Genomic DNA, 14,646 nt, shown 5'->3' with positions numbered 1-14,646 from the left:
TTATATTAGCAAAAACAAAAAGTATGTAAAATTGCAGTTTTATGTGTAAATGATTTTTGTTAATTAGTATAATTTTTTTAGGTTTAATAAACCAATCATGTACATAGTTACACCGAAAAATATACCGCCGCAACTCCAAAGCCCAACATCAAATAAAGAAATAGAGATTTCTTCTGAACCTACATAGGGAAGGATATAATTCATAAAAACAAACATTTGAAAGCCCCAAAGTACACCTGCTTTTAAGCCCGCTTTTCTTAATTTTTTCTTATGTTGCAAATACTCTTCTTTTGTTGCACATTCAGTCTCATTTAAACCTTTTTTCTTAAGTTTAAATGTTAAATAATTAGCATAAATCATATTAGACAGAAAAACTAATATAGTTCCTATAGATATTGTGTGGTTCATAGTATCAACAAGTAACATAATAAGCATTACCAACATATTTAACCACCATAAACCAATTCCAGCTACAGATAATTCTTTATTGATTTCTTGTTTTTGATATTCATCTCTTTCACTCATTGTTCCAACAAAATTATTATAAACTCTTTCTTTCCATTCAATTTTCATCATTTAATCTCCCTCCCAAAATAGACTGTTTAAATCTGTTTGTAGTGCTTTTGCTAATTCGATACATAAGGCTAAAGAGGGGTTATATTTATTATTTTCAATTAAGTTTATTGTCTGTCTCGCTACATTAACTTTTTTAGCTAATTCTAGCTGCGATAGACCTTCAGATTTTCGATATTGTTTAACGTTATTCAAATATAAACCTCCTATTAATAATTGTAGACCTCGTGCATCAGAAATGTCATTTATATGTGACATTTTATAATTTGATAAATGAAATGTCAAATATATATGACAAAAATGATAATGGTGCAATTAGGAAAATAATTTTAATAATTTATATTGGTAAGGAGTTGATTAATAAAGGATGGCTTTTCTTATATTAATATAATCTTTCCTTAAATCTATCTTAAAAGACAAGATGTCATATTTCTAATCATTGGAATTTTTGTTACAATATAAATGGATGTGTAAAACTTTGTAAAAAGAATGTAATAATATGTAATTATTTTTCAGAAAGTTTTATACAATTTTTATATTAAACTATTAAGTTATAAAAGGAGAGAGAATATGGTACCAAATACGGTTCGTACTCCAAACAAGAAGAAGAAATGGATTATCATCGGGGTTATTGCACTAATTGTTATTGTAGCAGCAGTTAATATTTTTGTAATGCAAGGGAAGAAGAAGGGCGCAGCAACGACGGCTGATGCTGTGAGCTTTGAGAAGGTAACGGAGCGAAAGCTTAATAATACGAAGTTAATTTCTGGTCAGGTGAAACCAGGGAATATTGAAAGTTTCTATGCGGATCCGACTAAAGGAAAAGTGAAAGATATTGCAGTGAAAGAAGGACAAGAGGTAGAGAAAGGTACGAAGTTATTCTCTTATGATAATGAAGAGATTAATTTGCAAATGAAGCAAGCTGAGCTTGATCAAAAGATGGCAGATATGCGTTATGATCAAGGAAAGAAGAAAATTGATTCGTTGAAGAAAGAAATTAAGAAGGCAAAGGATAGCGGAGCTGGGAAAGAAGTAACAGATCCGATGGACGAGCAAGTAAGTGAGTTAGAGATGGCGCAAAAGACAACTGATCTTGAGAAGGAAAAAGGGAAGTTGCAAAAAGAAGAGTTAAGTAAAAAGCAGAAAGAGCTTACGATTTATAGTAATTTTACTGGTGTCGTTCAAAAGTTAGATAAAGATGCGGCGCAAAGTTCATCTCAAGCGTTAGGTGGTCAAGGGAAAGCATTTTTACAAGTGGCGTCTAAAGATCCATTCCAAGTTCAAGGGACGTTAACTGAGCTTCAGAAGTCACAAATCCAACCAGATCAAACATTTACTGTCACTGCGAAAGCAAATAGTAAGAAGAAGTGGACAGGTAAAATTACAGAGGTAAGTGAATTCCCAACGAGTGCAGAGATGGCTCAAGCTGGTGGTATGGGTGAAGCGACTCAAAATATGTCCCAATATACATATAAAGCAAGTCTTGATAGTCAAGATGGTTTATCTCCAGGTTATCACGTTTCTCTGCAAGTAAGTTTAGAGAATAAGACGATGATTGCTGTTCCAACTAAGAGCATTGTAGAAAAAGGCGATGATGCATTTGTTTATGTTGAGGAGAAAGGGAAGCTTCGTAAACAAAATGTGAAAAAAGGTTCTACTGATGGAGATTGGACAGAGATTGTTGAAGGCGCAAAAGTGGGGCAAAAGGTGGTTAAAAATCCTTCCGACGACGTGTATGACGGAATGGAAGTGAAAGAGAAATGATTACGTTAAATAATATTGCTAAAACGTATTATCAAGGAAAGTTGGCAGTGCCAATCTTACATGATATTAGTTTAACAATTCAAAGCGGTGAGTTCGTTTCGATTATGGGACCGTCTGGTTCTGGTAAATCAACGCTTATGAATATTATCGGTTGTTTAGATCGTCCGACAGAAGGCGAATATATGCTGAATGATGTGAATATCTTAACAGCAGACGAGTCAAAGCTTGCTTTAATTCGTAATGAATATATTGGCTTTGTGTTTCAGCACTTTAATTTGCTTCCGCGTCTTTCGGCAGTAGAAAATGTTGAACTTCCGCTCGTATACGGTGGTGTGAAGAAAGCAGAGCGTCGTCAAAGGGCTCTGGACGCGCTTGGTAAAGTCGGTTTGTCAGATAGGGTTCACCATTTGCCGAATGAATTATCAGGTGGACAGAAGCAGCGTGTAGCGATTGCAAGGTCGATTGCGAATAATCCAACGTTCATTATGGCTGATGAGCCTACTGGCGCGCTTGATACGAAGTCTGGTGAACAAGTGATGAATATTTTCACGAAGCTTAATGCAGAAGGTACAACGATTGTTATGGTTACGCATGAAGAGGAAGTAGCAGCGTATTCTTCCCGCCGCATTGTACTGCGAGACGGGAAAATTACAGAAGATAGAAGGTGTGCGGTATGAGTTTACTAGATAGTATAAAAATTGCCCTATCTTCTATTTTAGCTCATAAACTGCGTTCAGCGCTTACGATGCTCGGTATTATTATCGGCGTTGGTTCTATTATTACTGTCGTTGCAATTGGGCAAGGCGGGGAAGCGATGCTGAAGTCGAAATTCGCAGGTTCTGGTGGTAATAACCTTATGCCAATTCAATTTAAACCAGATATGAATGATGAGTTTGCTATAGGCGGATTTGAAATACCAAAGTTAACGGAAGAGGATATTATGGAAGTAAAACAAGTGAAAGATGTTTCACATGTTATTACGACAAATTCGACAACAGAGATATTGGATGTAAATGATAAAAAAGCAAATCTGAATGTTATTGGTCTTGATAATGAATATTTTGCGGTTAATAAAGTAAAGGTCGTAAAGGGACGTACTTTAAATGAATCAGATATTACTCATGCAAATAACGTTGTGATGATTAGTACAAAAACAGAAGAGACGTTATTTAAGGACGTAAACCCAGTAGGACAAATTATTGAGATGAAGGGGCAGCCAATGCAAATTATTGGTGTGTATACATCTGATAATGAGTTTATGGGATTTGAAATGGAAGAAGCGTTAATCCCTCTTACATTATGGCCTGTTTTATTCGGAACAGATGATATTCAAAATATCGCAATTCAAGCTAAAAATGTAGACGATCTAGAAGCAGCTGGGAAAAAAGCTGTTGATGTGTTAAATAGTCGTAAGCCAAGTGAAATTCCAGGTAAATATGAACTGGTGAATTTAAAAGAATTACAAGAAAATGTTTCTAAAGTCACTAGCATCATGACGATGATTATTGGCGGTATTGCGGGTATTTCATTAGTCGTTGGTGGTATTGGTGTTATGAACATTATGCTTGTATCTGTAACGGAGCGTACGCGCGAAATTGGGATACGTAAAGCGCTTGGGGCAACACGTAGTAAAATTTTATTACAGTTTTTAATTGAAGCAGTTATGTTAACACTTCTAGGTGGTTTAATTGGAATTGGTCTTGGATATGGCGGAGCATATATCGTTTCCACATTTGCAAAATGGCCACCTCTCGTTTCGTGGGAAGTTGTCGTTGGAGGCGTACTGTTCTCTATGACACTTGGTATTATTTTCGGATTAATTCCAGCAAATAAAGCTGCGAAGTTAGATCCAATTGAAGCATTACGTTATGAATAAGTTAGTAGTGTAGTAGAGAGGGGGCTCTCTACTACACATTACCGTTCTAGTGGGCGGTTCGTAGCCTCTATGTTGAGGAAGTGAACCGCCCGTTAGAACGGGTTATATAAATAGAAGGAGGCGTTATAATGGAAGCGAATTTGAATACGCAAAAAGCTGGTGGAGAGAAGCCATCATTGTTCGGAATGATTACTTCTCCTGGTTTACAGTTTGAGAGAATGAAGACGACTGAGAAAGTTTGGGGTATGTTCTTCATAGTGGCGCTATTACAAGGACTTGTAGGTGGTTTAAATTCGTATATTACGTATACATCACCTGAGATGATTGAAATGCAAAAGAAATTAGGTGGTGCACTTGCAGAGCAGGGCTCGCTTGTATCAAATTTAATTTCTAGTACGATATGGGGAATAGTAGGTGTTATGATTGCAACATTAGTTGTTGCAGCTATTTATAAAGTGTTTATGATGTTTTACGGGAATGATACTTCTTATAAAAAAATAGTAATGATTATTGTATACGCGGATATTATTGTTATTATTGGTGGACTCATTAATGGTATTATAGCTTTAATTTTAGGTGCTGCACCAACTGCGTATACAAGTTTAGGTCCGTTATTTGAGAAAGGCTCACTTGTATATGGAATCGCTAATTCAATTGAAGTGTTCTATTTATGGAATTTAGTTTTAATTTGGTTAGGATTACAAGTTACAGCAGGATTAAGTAAAGTGAAAGCAGCTATTCCAATTATCGTTTTATTCATTATTAAGGCGGTATTCTTAGCTGCGATTGTTGTATTGATGGCAAAGTTTTTACCTGGTTTGCCGGTATAATATGATTGGACTAAAAGGTGACTCTCCCAAGAGTCACCTTTTTTATTTTTACCCTTATTTCAAATACGACCAGCAGAATTTCAAATTCTACTTCGTGTAATTTAAAATTTCGGCGGTAGTATTTAAAATTACTCACAGTGAAATCGCTTATTTATTTTTATATTGTGGAGGTACCGGCGGAATAACAAAGAGGTATACCTTTTAGAAACAGGTACTGTGTGAAGCCAGCGACTTTTACAGAGACAGTTGTTTTGTATGAAGGAATGATTGTAAATCAAATAAAGAAGCTAGGTATTTATCAAGATCATGAAGAGTATTATCAATGTGGTTTAATTGGTCTTTGGCATGCTTATGAAAGATTTGATGCGGAGAAAGGAAGTTTTCCTGCATATGCAGTTGTAACGGTGCGTGGTTATATATTGGAAAGATTGAAGAAAGAGTCTGTCTTGCAAGAAAGGAATGTTTATGTAGGTGAATATGAGGAGATTTTTACGTTTGAAGATGCTGAAATAAGAGCAAAGGATTTTATGAGTGTATTAGATGAGAAGGAGAAGTATATTATTTTCGAACGTTTTTTTGTAGGGAAGACGATGGGGGAAATCGCTAGCGAGATGGAAATGACTTATTATCAAGTGAGGTGGGTGTATCGGCAAGCACTTGAGAAAATGCGAAATAGCTTAAGAGGATAAATAGGATCATAAGAATGGAAGGCAAGGGATATTGCTTTCCATTCTACTTATTGTTTTAAGGTAGTAAATGTAATAAGAGGTTTTTGAATTGTAGTGAATCTTGCATGTTCATACGTGATAATACGTATCCGGCTTTTAATAATTGTTGTTTTAATCTATGGGGACTGATATGTATGGTTGTAGTAGTGCCATTTGAAAAGTGAATGGTAGCCTTTTTACTCTTTTTGAAAAACTCTATATCACCTATATGGTTATAAAACAGCCATATACAGTTTGGAGAAGAAGGAGATTCTGTCGGGAAAGCACAAATATATTCTCGATGATTAATTGGAATTGGGACATTTTGTTTGAAATTAAAGTTTGTTTGGACTGCATTACGTCTGCCTTGATAAGTAGAATGAACATTGGCTAGACAAGATTGCTTGATGAGTTGAAGAGCAGTTTGACAGGAGTAAAAATGATTCCCACTACTGTCAATAACTTTTGTGCGATAATAAGGGTGCTTGTAAGGCTCTAACATCATTGTAGAATTAGAAATAAAAATATCATTTTCATTGTTCATAACTCCGAGTCCTCCCTTATAAAATATCATTAATATCATTATATACGAATTAAGTAAAATGATTGTTAATCTTTTGTTTCGTATTGTAAATTTTGGCTATTCGTTTACAATCAATAGATGTTAGTCTTTCTAATTTGCATCGCTTGTACATATATATGAAAATAGAAAAGAGTAGGCGGTGAGATAGTATGAAGAAAAAGTATATTATTATGGCTCTAGTTGTTGTTCTTCTAGTATATTTAGCAAATAGTAATCCGAGTAAAGGTGAATATACGGATTGGGCAGCGAAGCAGTTTATGAAACGTAATGATGTAAGTAAGAAGCTAGACGAAGTTCAAAAGGAAAATGAAGAAGGTCTCCTTGGCGATTTAGCATCGGCTGGTAAGAAGTTGGCGAAAAAATATGTTGAGCCACAAGTTGGATTATTAATCGAGAATTATACAAAGCGAAATGATTATATTTTCTTCTCAACATATACGACCGAGTTTGATATAGGCGGAGAACATTATAAATATGTATGCGTCGGTTTTTCAAAAATTTTTATTCCGATTGAAATGCCGAAGAAAAAAGACGAATCTGCAAAATGATGCAGATTCGTCTTTTTGTTTATAAGTTAATTGGAACTTCAGATACATTCTTTTCTACGAGACGGGCTCCTTTTTTTCGGGTATTTTCATTAATTGATGAAAATACAGATGAGGCAAGGATGGTATCCATTACTTGATTTACGACTTGTGCATCGACGGGTGTGACAGGTTTCTCGATAGAAAAAACAACTGTTTTTCCATCTTCTTTCGCAAAAATTAATTCTAGTACTTGCATATGTTATTTCCTCCTTTTTATTTATCCCGCTATATTGCGGGCAGGGTGATTGGTGTTGGTTCATACTTAGCGGGGGAGGAACACCCCCCACTGAGTAAATTTTAACCTTATAGGGTAGAAAGATCTGATGTGCTAACAAGCTGTATAGTGTGAAGCGGTGATGCTTGTAAAGAAGCAAGAGCACGTGCTACGTTTTGTACTTGCTCTAAGTTTGCGTTTGTTTTAACACGCTTAAATTGTTTTTGCTTAAAAGCTGTTTTTCCGTTCTGATCTAATCCATTGTTTAAGACAAGACGTAAAGTTAAGTCCGTTACGATTGTTTCGACTGCCATGTTTATCACCCCCTTTCACTTTATAAATAGGGTGCAAATGTCATGTTTTGGCGTGAAATTTATTCTTTTTTTTGGTACGCTTAAAAGACTAAGAGAGGGGTTTCGGAAGAATGAATCGTAAATGGTTATTTTGGATTCCTGTTTTACTATGGATGGGGTTGATTTTCTATTCCTCGGCACAACCATATAAAAAGCAGGATATGCGTTCGGATATTGAACAATATGTAAATGTTGAGTTTGTGAAAGAGCATTTCTCGTGGGTATCTATCGATTATGGCGGTGGTACACCTGTTAGCATTGCAAATAAAGGTGTAGGTGGGTTTATTGAGTTTTTCCTTCGTAAAGGTGCTCATTTTATGGTGTTCTTTATGCTCGGTTCATTGACGTATTATGCTTTTCATCGATCGGGTTATTCGAGAAAAAGGTGCTTCCTATACGCTCTTCTATTCGTTGCGGGGTATGCAACATTTGATGAAATTCATCAATGGACTACGGGAGATCGTACACCGATGTGGCAAGATTCATTACTGGATACGTGCGGCGGATTAACAGGAATTATAATAAGCAATTGGTTTTGGAGTAGAAAAAGGAGCTAATCTTTTGAGATTAGCTCCTTTTGTTTATACACCAAGTAATTCTTTTAGTTCATCTGTAGATAGTTCGGTCATCCAACTATCGGTTGTAATGACAGCGTTGTTTAATGATTGTTTTCTTTCTAACATTTCATCAATTTTCTCTTCGAGTGTCCCCGTTGTAATCAGTTTATGAACGTGAACGAAGCGTTTTTGACCAATACGATATGCGCGGTCTGTTGCTTGGTTTTCTACAGCTGGATTCCACCAACGGTCGTAGTGAATGACATGGTTGGCAGCGGTTAAGTTTAAGCCAGTTCCACCTGCTTTTAACGATAAGATGAAAATGTCATACGTTCCGTTTTGGAACTGCTCGATCATTTTGTCACGTTCTTTCTTTGGTACACTACCGTTTAAGAAGAGGACGCGCTGACCGAAATGTTCTTCTAACACATTTTTTAGCATGTTCCCCATACCGATGTATTGTGTGAAGATTAAACAACTTTCATTTTGATCTTTTATATTTTCAATTAGCTCCATTAGCGTGCTCGTTTTCATGGAACGTTCGATGATGTCTTTTGGTTCTGTTTCTTTTAAATAAAGAGCAGGGTGATTACAAATTTGTTTAAGTTTGTTCAGCATGAGTAATATAAATCCGCGTCTTTCAATCCCGCTTAATCCTTCTACATTTTGCAATGTATCTTGAACAAGTTGCTCATATAAGGAAGCTTGTTCACCGGTAAGTGGACAGTACGCTTTCTGTTCTTGTTTATCTGGTAAGTTTAATGCGACTGTTTGATCTTTTTTCGTACGACGCAGTAAAAATGGTGAGATAAATCGTTGAACTTGTTGGATTTTTCCTTCGTCACGATCTTTTTCAATCGGTGAGACGAAGCGGCGCTGGAATTGTCCTAAGCTGCCAAGATATCCGTGATTAATGAAGTCAAAAATAGACCAAAGCTCGGAAAGTCGGTTTTCCATCGGTGTACCGGTTAAAGCAATTTTGTGAGTTGCTTGCAAGTTTCGTACTGCTTTCGACTGCTTCGTATGTGGGTTTTTAATATTTTGTGCTTCATCCAAAATAACAGCATCCCAGCATAACGTACTAAGTTCTTCTTCATCAAGCTGAGCTAATGCATAAGATGTTAATACAACATCTGCTGATTGAAGGAAGTCTTTAAATGATTCACCTTTCGCTCGGTTACTTCCATAATGTAACTGAACACGTAAATTTGGTGCGAAACGCTCAAATTCTTTTTGCCAATTTCCAAGAACAGATGTCGGTGCTACGATTAAAGCAGGGCCTGTTTGGAGACTGTTCTCTTTTATATATAGTAAGTAAGTGATCGTTTGAATACTTTTTCCAAGTCCCATGTCGTCAGCTAATAATGCTCCGAATCCAAGCGTTCTTAAATATAATAACCACTCAATGCCATGTTGTTGATACGGACGGAGTGTTGCGTTTAGTGCAGAAGGGACATTTACTTTTGGAATATCTCCAATGTGCAGTAGTTTTTGGAATAGTTCTTCATAATATCCATCTAGCTCGATTTCAATATCGGTAAATGGACTATCTTCTTCTACAATTTCTGTTTCAGCAGTGTTTGATAAATGTTGCTGAAGGACATCTTTCATTTCGAGTCCATATTTATCGGCACGGTTCATAAGCTTTCGTACTTCTTCAATAAAGGCTGGGTCCAGTCTCATCCATTGACCATTTATATTGAATAATCGTTTGTTTTGTTCAACGAGTTCGAAAAATTCGTTTTCTGATAAATCAATGCCGTTCGTTGAAATTCGCCAGTCAAAATTAACGAGTGTATTCATGCCAAAGAAAGATTGCGTTTGCGTGGCATTTTGCTTCAGCTGCACACGTAATTTTGGTTTTGTCGCTTTTAAATTTTGCCACCAGGATGGCAGTAAAATCGTAATACCTGCAGCGAGTAATTCGTTACTTGCTTCTGTTAAGAAGTTCCACGCTTCTGTTTCAAAGAGCTCACTTCGGAATGCATCGCCTTCTTTTAACCACGGTACGAGCTTACTGAATCCTTCTTGTGTTTCAAGAATACGTTCTTCATAATTGTGCCATCGTTTTGGCAAAGAATCGATACTTTCATATACATATATGCGATGTGCCCCGCGCTTTGGTGTAACAATTGTCTCAAGCTTCCACATTTCAAATTCTTCTTGTGGCTCTTGTAGCCGTAGTCCAATTGTAAAGGGAAGGTCATCTTCAATGTAACCAATTTTTCGAAGCCAATCTTCTTCATGTAGTGCTGCATCCAATTGTCTTTTCGTAAAGTCATAATGTTCATAAAGTCTCTTTGCATCTTCCCATCCATCGTTTGAACGGTTATCTTGTAATATGCTTTCATTTACCGCCGCCGAGAAAAGAGATGCCAATGTATCATCTTCGATTGGGGTATTTTGCACTTTCCAAGATGGTTGTTTGGGCCAACGCTCCATATCAGGTACGAAGCTACCGCTTGTGAAGGCATCCCATAATTCGTTCGCATCTTTCGTAAGTGCTGTAATAGGGCCATTCATTTGAATATGGGCAAAGGAGTTCATCGGTTTATTAGCGATGTATTCAAATGCTTGTGCGTTTGTTAGCATAACACCTTGTTTTCCTTCAAAGGTTGCTTCCTTTAGAAACGTGCCGTAGAAGGAAGTGGAGTGCCATGTAAATGCATTTCGTTTCCAACTTGTTACGGATAATGGAGTACCGCTGTCATCTTCTCCCCAAAGGAACCAACCTTGACTAACGTGCTGGAGCCTAATTGTTACTTCAGTTTGATTGATCATCGATTAATTTTCCTTTCCGTAATTCCTCTTGTAGTGCACGCAGACGTGAATGTAAGTTTGCGATGTGAATAATGAAAGCATCCCATTCATCAGTACGCTTTAATCGTTTATATAATGTACGTAATTTCTTTAAGTAACGAACTGCACGTCTATATGATTTGCGGTTTCGCTCTTCAATGGCCTCGGTAGCAGCAAGGTGATAAAGAGGAAGGGCTGCTTCTGGTGCTTCCTTTTCAATATCTTTCAGTGGCTCTTTCAAAAGTTCAATTGCTTCAAACCCATGTAAGAGCTGAAGTTCTGCCCATGTACGATATTGCTTTTTCGCGAGTACGTATTGCTCATAGTTTGCGAAACTATATGGTAATAGCTCTTGCAAAATCATTTCGAGTCCGGCTTGTTCATTTGTATGGGTTGCATACGTTTCATACATGATGACAAATAAGCGAACGATATCTTTTATGAAAATCGTATTTTCGTGCTCATGTATCGTTTTCTTCACTTGTTTATACGTAAAGGAAAGCCAGTTTTTCGCACGATCCCACTGCATTGTATTTAATAGCTCTTCTAACCAATAGAAGTACAGACTTACAACAGAAGCAGGCTGTTTCTTTAGTAAGTCCATAGCTAATAGGTCTTCGTCATTTAAAAAGAGTAGATGAGAAGATGCTAATGCTTTGGAAAGTGGATTGATTTTCGTATCGATTCGCTTTTCTTCTTCTTGCAGTTTCTCTTTATTGTGTAAGAGTTCACTCCATATGTGACGATAAATAAAAAATCTTTCTTGCGTATAGGCGTCAGTGGAGAAGAATACTTCGTGAACGAGACGAGCTGTTTCTTGCAAAATTCCTTCAGACTCTGAAGGAATCGCTTCTGATTGTAAGTCCCGAACGATGGATTCCACTTTATCTACAAATAAGCGAACGACGTTAACAGGCTGGTGATAAGAATACGTTTTATTTGCTTCGAAGTCCTGAATTTCTTCTAATAATTTTTGAAAGCAATAAAGCGCTGCATGTAGCCTGAACAACTCATGTATCGCAACGATACGCGGAGCTTTCCGCTCGAGTTTCGTATAGAATTCTGTAAAAATACTCATAAGAAAATACATTTGTTTATAAGTAAGCCGAGCTTGTTCTTTTTTAAATGATTCATATTCGTTGTCAAAATACGATTGCCAACTTTTATAATCCGTTTCTTCAAACGCTGATGATTGCAATACTTGTCTTGCAGTTCGAATAGGAGGAAGGGAAGGTTTCGTATTATTTTTAAATAAAGTTAATACATCTCCTACTTGCCCGAAACTAGATGCTGCAGATAGTAAAACAGCTAGCATATGCTCACATTGCGTTGGTGCAAAGCAATCGCAATAGCTTTCAGCGACGTTACGAATCGGGATATGGACGCTATATACGCTGCCTGCAGCATCTACAGTTCCTGATAGCGTATAACCATCAAAGTCAACGTTGTAGACAACACCACTACGATATAGGTGCCGAGCTGTAGCGACATGTTCCTGATCAGCTGTTTGCTGTGGATCTAGTCCTTGAACGAACTCATTCGCAATCATCATAATTTCATCTTTCGTAATTGAGTGTTGCAGCATAATATTCCTCCGTACACATATTTCTTTCCTTTACCATTATAAACAAAAAATGCTCAAAACAGAAAAAATGAAATTTGGATTACATAAATTGAAAATCATGGTAATATATATAGTGTTAATTTTGTATATTACTATATATGAATAGGAGGAGAAAAAGTTTGTCAGATTTACAGACGAAGTTAGGCAGTGGAATGAATAAGTTACAAGAAGGAATTGAGCAAGGGAAGATGAAGTTACAAGTTGCGCAAGAAATCGCTCAACTGAAAAAAGAAATGCAAGTGCAAATGCAGAAAAAGGCAGAGGTTCTATTAGAGATTGGACAACGAGTCTACGTTCAATTAAGAGGAAACGGAGTAGATGAAGCGAGCCTACAAGAAATGATTGCTCCAGTTCAAGAATTTGATGTAGCTATTTATCAAGCAAGAAAACGCATTGTTGAACTGCAAAAGCAACAAGGCGAGAAAGCTACATGTGAATGTGGTGGACCTTTATCAATAAATGATAAGTTTTGTGGTTCGTGTGGAAAGCCTAATCCAATGTTAGCGATAGAACATGAAGGTGAAACGACAAATTGTATTTCATGTAATGAACATATTGATCAAAACTCTACTTACTGTCCGGTTTGTGGGATTAAGCAAAGTGGGGAGTGAATCAGATGTATTGTCGCACATGTGGAAATCAACATGGTGAAGAGGTAAACTATTGCCCTAACGAAGGAAGTATGGAGATTGCAGGAGCTATAGAGGCAGTAACGTTAGAACAAGATACTGCAAAATACTGCAAAGGTTGTGGCAGTGAAAATGCTCAGCAAAATTTATATTGCCAAAAGTGTGGGCATTCTTTATTTATTGTGAAGAAAAAGGAACAATCTATCAAATTGCCTACAATGGACGGTACGTCTGAAGTTAAATTTACAGCAGATAAAGCTGTTTTAAAAACAGGTTTTATTGGTGGGGCTGTTGCAAGTATTCTCATGTTAATTGCTGGTTGGATTGGTAGTGTATTATTTGCTTCTATATTAAGTGAGATGTTTAGTAAATTTGCGAAAGAATTAGAAATGTTGCCAAGCTTTTATTCGAGTGCAACTTCTACGATGTTAAATTATCATTTACTTAGTTTTACAGCTAGCGATGATAGCGGATTGATATTTTCTTTATCATGGCATACTCCATTTACATTACTATTAATCATTCCATTTATGATTTTCGCTGGTACAGGAATTTGTTTAGGAAAGCAGCGTGTTGCAAAAACGATTAAGGATCAAATCTTTATAGCAGCAACAGTTGGTATTATTTATGGTGTCTTTTTATTCATTATAAGTTTTATAGCATCACAATCTTTTGCAATTCCATTCTCAGAAGCAGGTAAGATTACGGTTGGCTATTCAGCGATTAAGAGTTTATTGAGTGGTTTTGTATGTGGGACATTATTTACCTTAATAGGATTTATTGCTCATACAAGCAAAAATAATATGGCAGCAGCATTTCAAGAGTTAATGCCATATGGAGCGTCTGTTTATTACGGTATTTCAGCCATGATAAAAGGACTTTTAGTAACAGCAGTAGTAGTTTGTATTATGGCGTTAGTAAATAAGGAAGACAGTATTGAACCATTAAAAGAAATAACAACTTTAAAATCTGAAAGTACATTATTAGCATTAGAGTTAACACCTCAATTATGGAGTATGGCTCATTTTGCTCCGTTAGAAGTATCAAGTCCAGCACTTAGTAAGGATTTTACTGGAATTGGTAAGAAATCAAAATCATCTGAGAGCACATTATCGTTTTCATTTATATCAGGCATCTCTGTAAATGGCGTAGTGGTTAGAGATATAATGATTTCAAAAGGAGCAAGTCAGGAAAGCCTTGCTGAATTTGATGAAGTGAATAACGTATTCCATTACGGTTTATTACTGCTTATTATTCCATTGTTCCTTATGTTTAGAGCGGGAAGAAAGTTAGCTGAATTATCGACTGCCAATATGTATATTACATTAGCAGTATGCAGTGGTTCTTACACAATTATGATGATTGTAATGAATATGATTTCTAAGTTCCAAATTGATGTTTCAGGGACTGTAACAAGTTTGTTTGGAACAAGTGGAACGGTATTATCTATGCAAAATTCATTTGTATATTTAACTTTGTGTAGTTTTATTGTGACATATGTAGCAGCATTTGTTGGAATGAAGTTAGCTAAAAAATAGGAGGAGAGCACG

At 36.4% G+C, this 14,646-nt stretch carries 16 protein-coding genes; 9 read left to right on the top strand and 7 right to left on the bottom strand.

Features of this window, described 5'->3' with window-relative positions:
* Nucleotides 1-63 precede the first annotated feature (63 nt).
* Nucleotides 64-576, bottom strand: a complete 513-nt coding sequence (locus GFJ36_RS26815) for a DUF3278 domain-containing protein (RefSeq protein ID WP_048560327.1) — start codon at nt 574-576, stop codon at nt 64-66.
* Nucleotides 577-768, bottom strand: coding sequence for a helix-turn-helix transcriptional regulator (locus tag GFJ36_RS26810; protein ID WP_088064837.1), 192 nt, complete (start codon nt 766-768; stop codon nt 577-579).
* A gap of 375 nt (nt 769-1,143) precedes the next feature.
* On the opposite strand from GFJ36_RS26810, the gene GFJ36_RS26805 reads away from it, so the two are divergent.
* The 5 genes from GFJ36_RS26805 to GFJ36_RS26785 all read left to right on the top strand — a co-directional run bounded on the left by GFJ36_RS26805 (nt 1,144) and on the right by GFJ36_RS26785 (nt 5,732).
* Nucleotides 1,144-2,337, top strand: coding sequence for an efflux RND transporter periplasmic adaptor subunit (locus GFJ36_RS26805; RefSeq protein WP_087985944.1), 1,194 nt, complete (start codon nt 1,144-1,146; stop codon nt 2,335-2,337).
* A complete protein-coding gene (locus GFJ36_RS26800; protein WP_097889539.1) occupies nt 2,334-3,014 on the top strand; it encodes an ABC transporter ATP-binding protein in 681 nt (226 codons plus the stop codon). Before GFJ36_RS26805 ends, GFJ36_RS26800 begins: the two co-directional genes overlap by 4 nt.
* Nucleotides 3,011-4,213 (top strand): ABC transporter permease, encoded by a 1,203-nt coding sequence (locus GFJ36_RS26795; RefSeq protein ID WP_098114949.1) that lies wholly within the window; start codon nt 3,011-3,013, stop codon nt 4,211-4,213. The genes GFJ36_RS26800 and GFJ36_RS26795 overlap by 4 nt, the downstream gene beginning before the upstream one ends.
* A gap of 128 nt (nt 4,214-4,341) precedes the next feature.
* Nucleotides 4,342-5,043, top strand: coding sequence for a YknW family membrane protein (gene yknW, locus GFJ36_RS26790; RefSeq protein WP_048566687.1), 702 nt, complete (start codon nt 4,342-4,344; stop codon nt 5,041-5,043).
* 218 nt (nt 5,044-5,261) lie between these two features.
* A complete protein-coding gene (locus GFJ36_RS26785; protein ID WP_097889541.1) occupies nt 5,262-5,732 on the top strand; it encodes a sigma-70 family RNA polymerase sigma factor in 471 nt (156 codons plus the stop codon).
* A 55-nt stretch (nt 5,733-5,787) separates the two neighbouring features.
* On the opposite strand, the gene GFJ36_RS26780 is transcribed toward GFJ36_RS26785, so the two are convergent.
* Nucleotides 5,788-6,294 (bottom strand): competence protein ComK, encoded by a 507-nt coding sequence (locus GFJ36_RS26780; protein ID WP_097889542.1) that lies wholly within the window; start codon nt 6,292-6,294, stop codon nt 5,788-5,790.
* Nucleotides 6,295-6,482: 188 nt separating this feature from the next.
* Between GFJ36_RS26780 and GFJ36_RS26775 the strand changes: the two genes are divergently transcribed.
* Nucleotides 6,483-6,881 (top strand): DUF4359 domain-containing protein, encoded by a 399-nt coding sequence (locus GFJ36_RS26775; protein ID WP_000731403.1) that lies wholly within the window; start codon nt 6,483-6,485, stop codon nt 6,879-6,881.
* Between the two features lie 19 nt (nt 6,882-6,900).
* Here GFJ36_RS26775 and GFJ36_RS26770 read toward each other — a convergent pair whose 3' ends face one another.
* Together GFJ36_RS26770 and GFJ36_RS26765 are read right to left on the bottom strand one after the other, a co-directional pair.
* Entirely contained in the window at nt 6,901-7,116 is a 216-nt protein-coding gene (locus GFJ36_RS26770) for a DUF2922 domain-containing protein (RefSeq protein WP_097889543.1), read from the bottom strand.
* 107 nt (nt 7,117-7,223) lie between these two features.
* The gene (locus GFJ36_RS26765; protein WP_097889544.1) at nt 7,224-7,448 is read right to left on the bottom strand and encodes a DUF1659 domain-containing protein; all 225 of its coding nucleotides are present in this window, start codon (nt 7,446-7,448) and stop codon (nt 7,224-7,226) included.
* Between the two features lie 110 nt (nt 7,449-7,558).
* Between GFJ36_RS26765 and GFJ36_RS26760 the strand changes: the two genes are divergently transcribed.
* A complete protein-coding gene (locus tag GFJ36_RS26760; RefSeq protein ID WP_048542591.1) occupies nt 7,559-8,044 on the top strand; it encodes a VanZ family protein in 486 nt (161 codons plus the stop codon).
* Between the two features lie 24 nt (nt 8,045-8,068).
* Here the strand turns inward: GFJ36_RS26760 and GFJ36_RS26755 are convergent, their stop codons facing one another.
* Entirely contained in the window at nt 8,069-10,825 is a 2,757-nt protein-coding gene (locus GFJ36_RS26755) for a DEAD/DEAH box helicase (protein WP_098114950.1), read from the bottom strand.
* Nucleotides 10,809-12,428, bottom strand: coding sequence for an SWIM zinc finger family protein (locus GFJ36_RS26750; protein ID WP_098649107.1), 1,620 nt, complete (start codon nt 12,426-12,428; stop codon nt 10,809-10,811). Before GFJ36_RS26750 ends, GFJ36_RS26755 begins: the two co-directional genes overlap by 17 nt.
* 158 nt (nt 12,429-12,586) lie before the next feature.
* On the opposite strand from GFJ36_RS26750, the gene GFJ36_RS26745 reads away from it, so the two are divergent.
* Nucleotides 12,587-13,078 carry a zinc ribbon domain-containing protein gene (locus GFJ36_RS26745; protein ID WP_087985935.1) on the top strand — a complete coding sequence of 164 codons (492 nt, stop codon included), beginning with the start codon at nt 12,587-12,589 and terminating at the stop codon, nt 13,076-13,078.
* A 5-nt stretch (nt 13,079-13,083) separates the two neighbouring features.
* Nucleotides 13,084-14,634: a zinc ribbon domain-containing protein gene (locus GFJ36_RS26740; protein ID WP_098649108.1), complete on the top strand. Its 1,551-nt coding sequence runs from the start codon at nt 13,084-13,086 to the stop codon at nt 14,632-14,634.
* Nucleotides 14,635-14,646: the final 12 nt, after the last annotated feature.

Source organism: Bacillus sp. EE-W1 (assembly GCF_009760835.1).
GTDB classification, from domain to species: Bacteria; Bacillota; Bacilli; order Bacillales; family Bacillaceae_G; genus Bacillus_A; species Bacillus_A wiedmannii.
This window is presented reverse-complemented; position numbering and strand designations above follow the sequence as displayed.

Excerpts from the sequence above, each read along its gene's own strand:
- GFJ36_RS26795 (WP_098114949.1), top strand. The coding sequence starts at position 3,011 with ATGAGTTTACTAGATAGTATAAAAATTGCCCTATCTTCTATTTTAGCT.
- GFJ36_RS26760 (WP_048542591.1), top strand. The coding sequence starts at position 7,559 with ATGAATCGTAAATGGTTATTTTGGATTCCTGTTTTACTATGGATGGGG.
- GFJ36_RS26765 (WP_097889544.1), bottom strand. The coding sequence starts at position 7,448 with ATGGCAGTCGAAACAATCGTAACGGACTTAACTTTACGTCTTGTCTTA.
- yknW (WP_048566687.1), top strand. The coding sequence starts at position 4,342 with ATGGAAGCGAATTTGAATACGCAAAAAGCTGGTGGAGAGAAGCCATCA.
- GFJ36_RS26800 (WP_097889539.1), top strand. The coding sequence starts at position 2,334 with ATGATTACGTTAAATAATATTGCTAAAACGTATTATCAAGGAAAGTTG.
- GFJ36_RS26755 (WP_098114950.1), bottom strand. The coding sequence starts at position 10,825 with ATGATCAATCAAACTGAAGTAACAATTAGGCTCCAGCACGTTAGTCAA.
- GFJ36_RS26740 (WP_098649108.1), top strand. The coding sequence starts at position 13,084 with ATGTATTGTCGCACATGTGGAAATCAACATGGTGAAGAGGTAAACTAT.
- GFJ36_RS26775 (WP_000731403.1), top strand. The coding sequence starts at position 6,483 with ATGAAGAAAAAGTATATTATTATGGCTCTAGTTGTTGTTCTTCTAGTA.
- GFJ36_RS26750 (WP_098649107.1), bottom strand. The coding sequence starts at position 12,428 with ATGCTGCAACACTCAATTACGAAAGATGAAATTATGATGATTGCGAAT.
- GFJ36_RS26770 (WP_097889543.1), bottom strand. The coding sequence starts at position 7,116 with ATGCAAGTACTAGAATTAATTTTTGCGAAAGAAGATGGAAAAACAGTT.
- GFJ36_RS26780 (WP_097889542.1), bottom strand. The coding sequence starts at position 6,294 with ATGAACAATGAAAATGATATTTTTATTTCTAATTCTACAATGATGTTA.
- GFJ36_RS26815 (WP_048560327.1), bottom strand. The coding sequence starts at position 576 with ATGATGAAAATTGAATGGAAAGAAAGAGTTTATAATAATTTTGTTGGA.
- GFJ36_RS26805 (WP_087985944.1), top strand. The coding sequence starts at position 1,144 with ATGGTACCAAATACGGTTCGTACTCCAAACAAGAAGAAGAAATGGATT.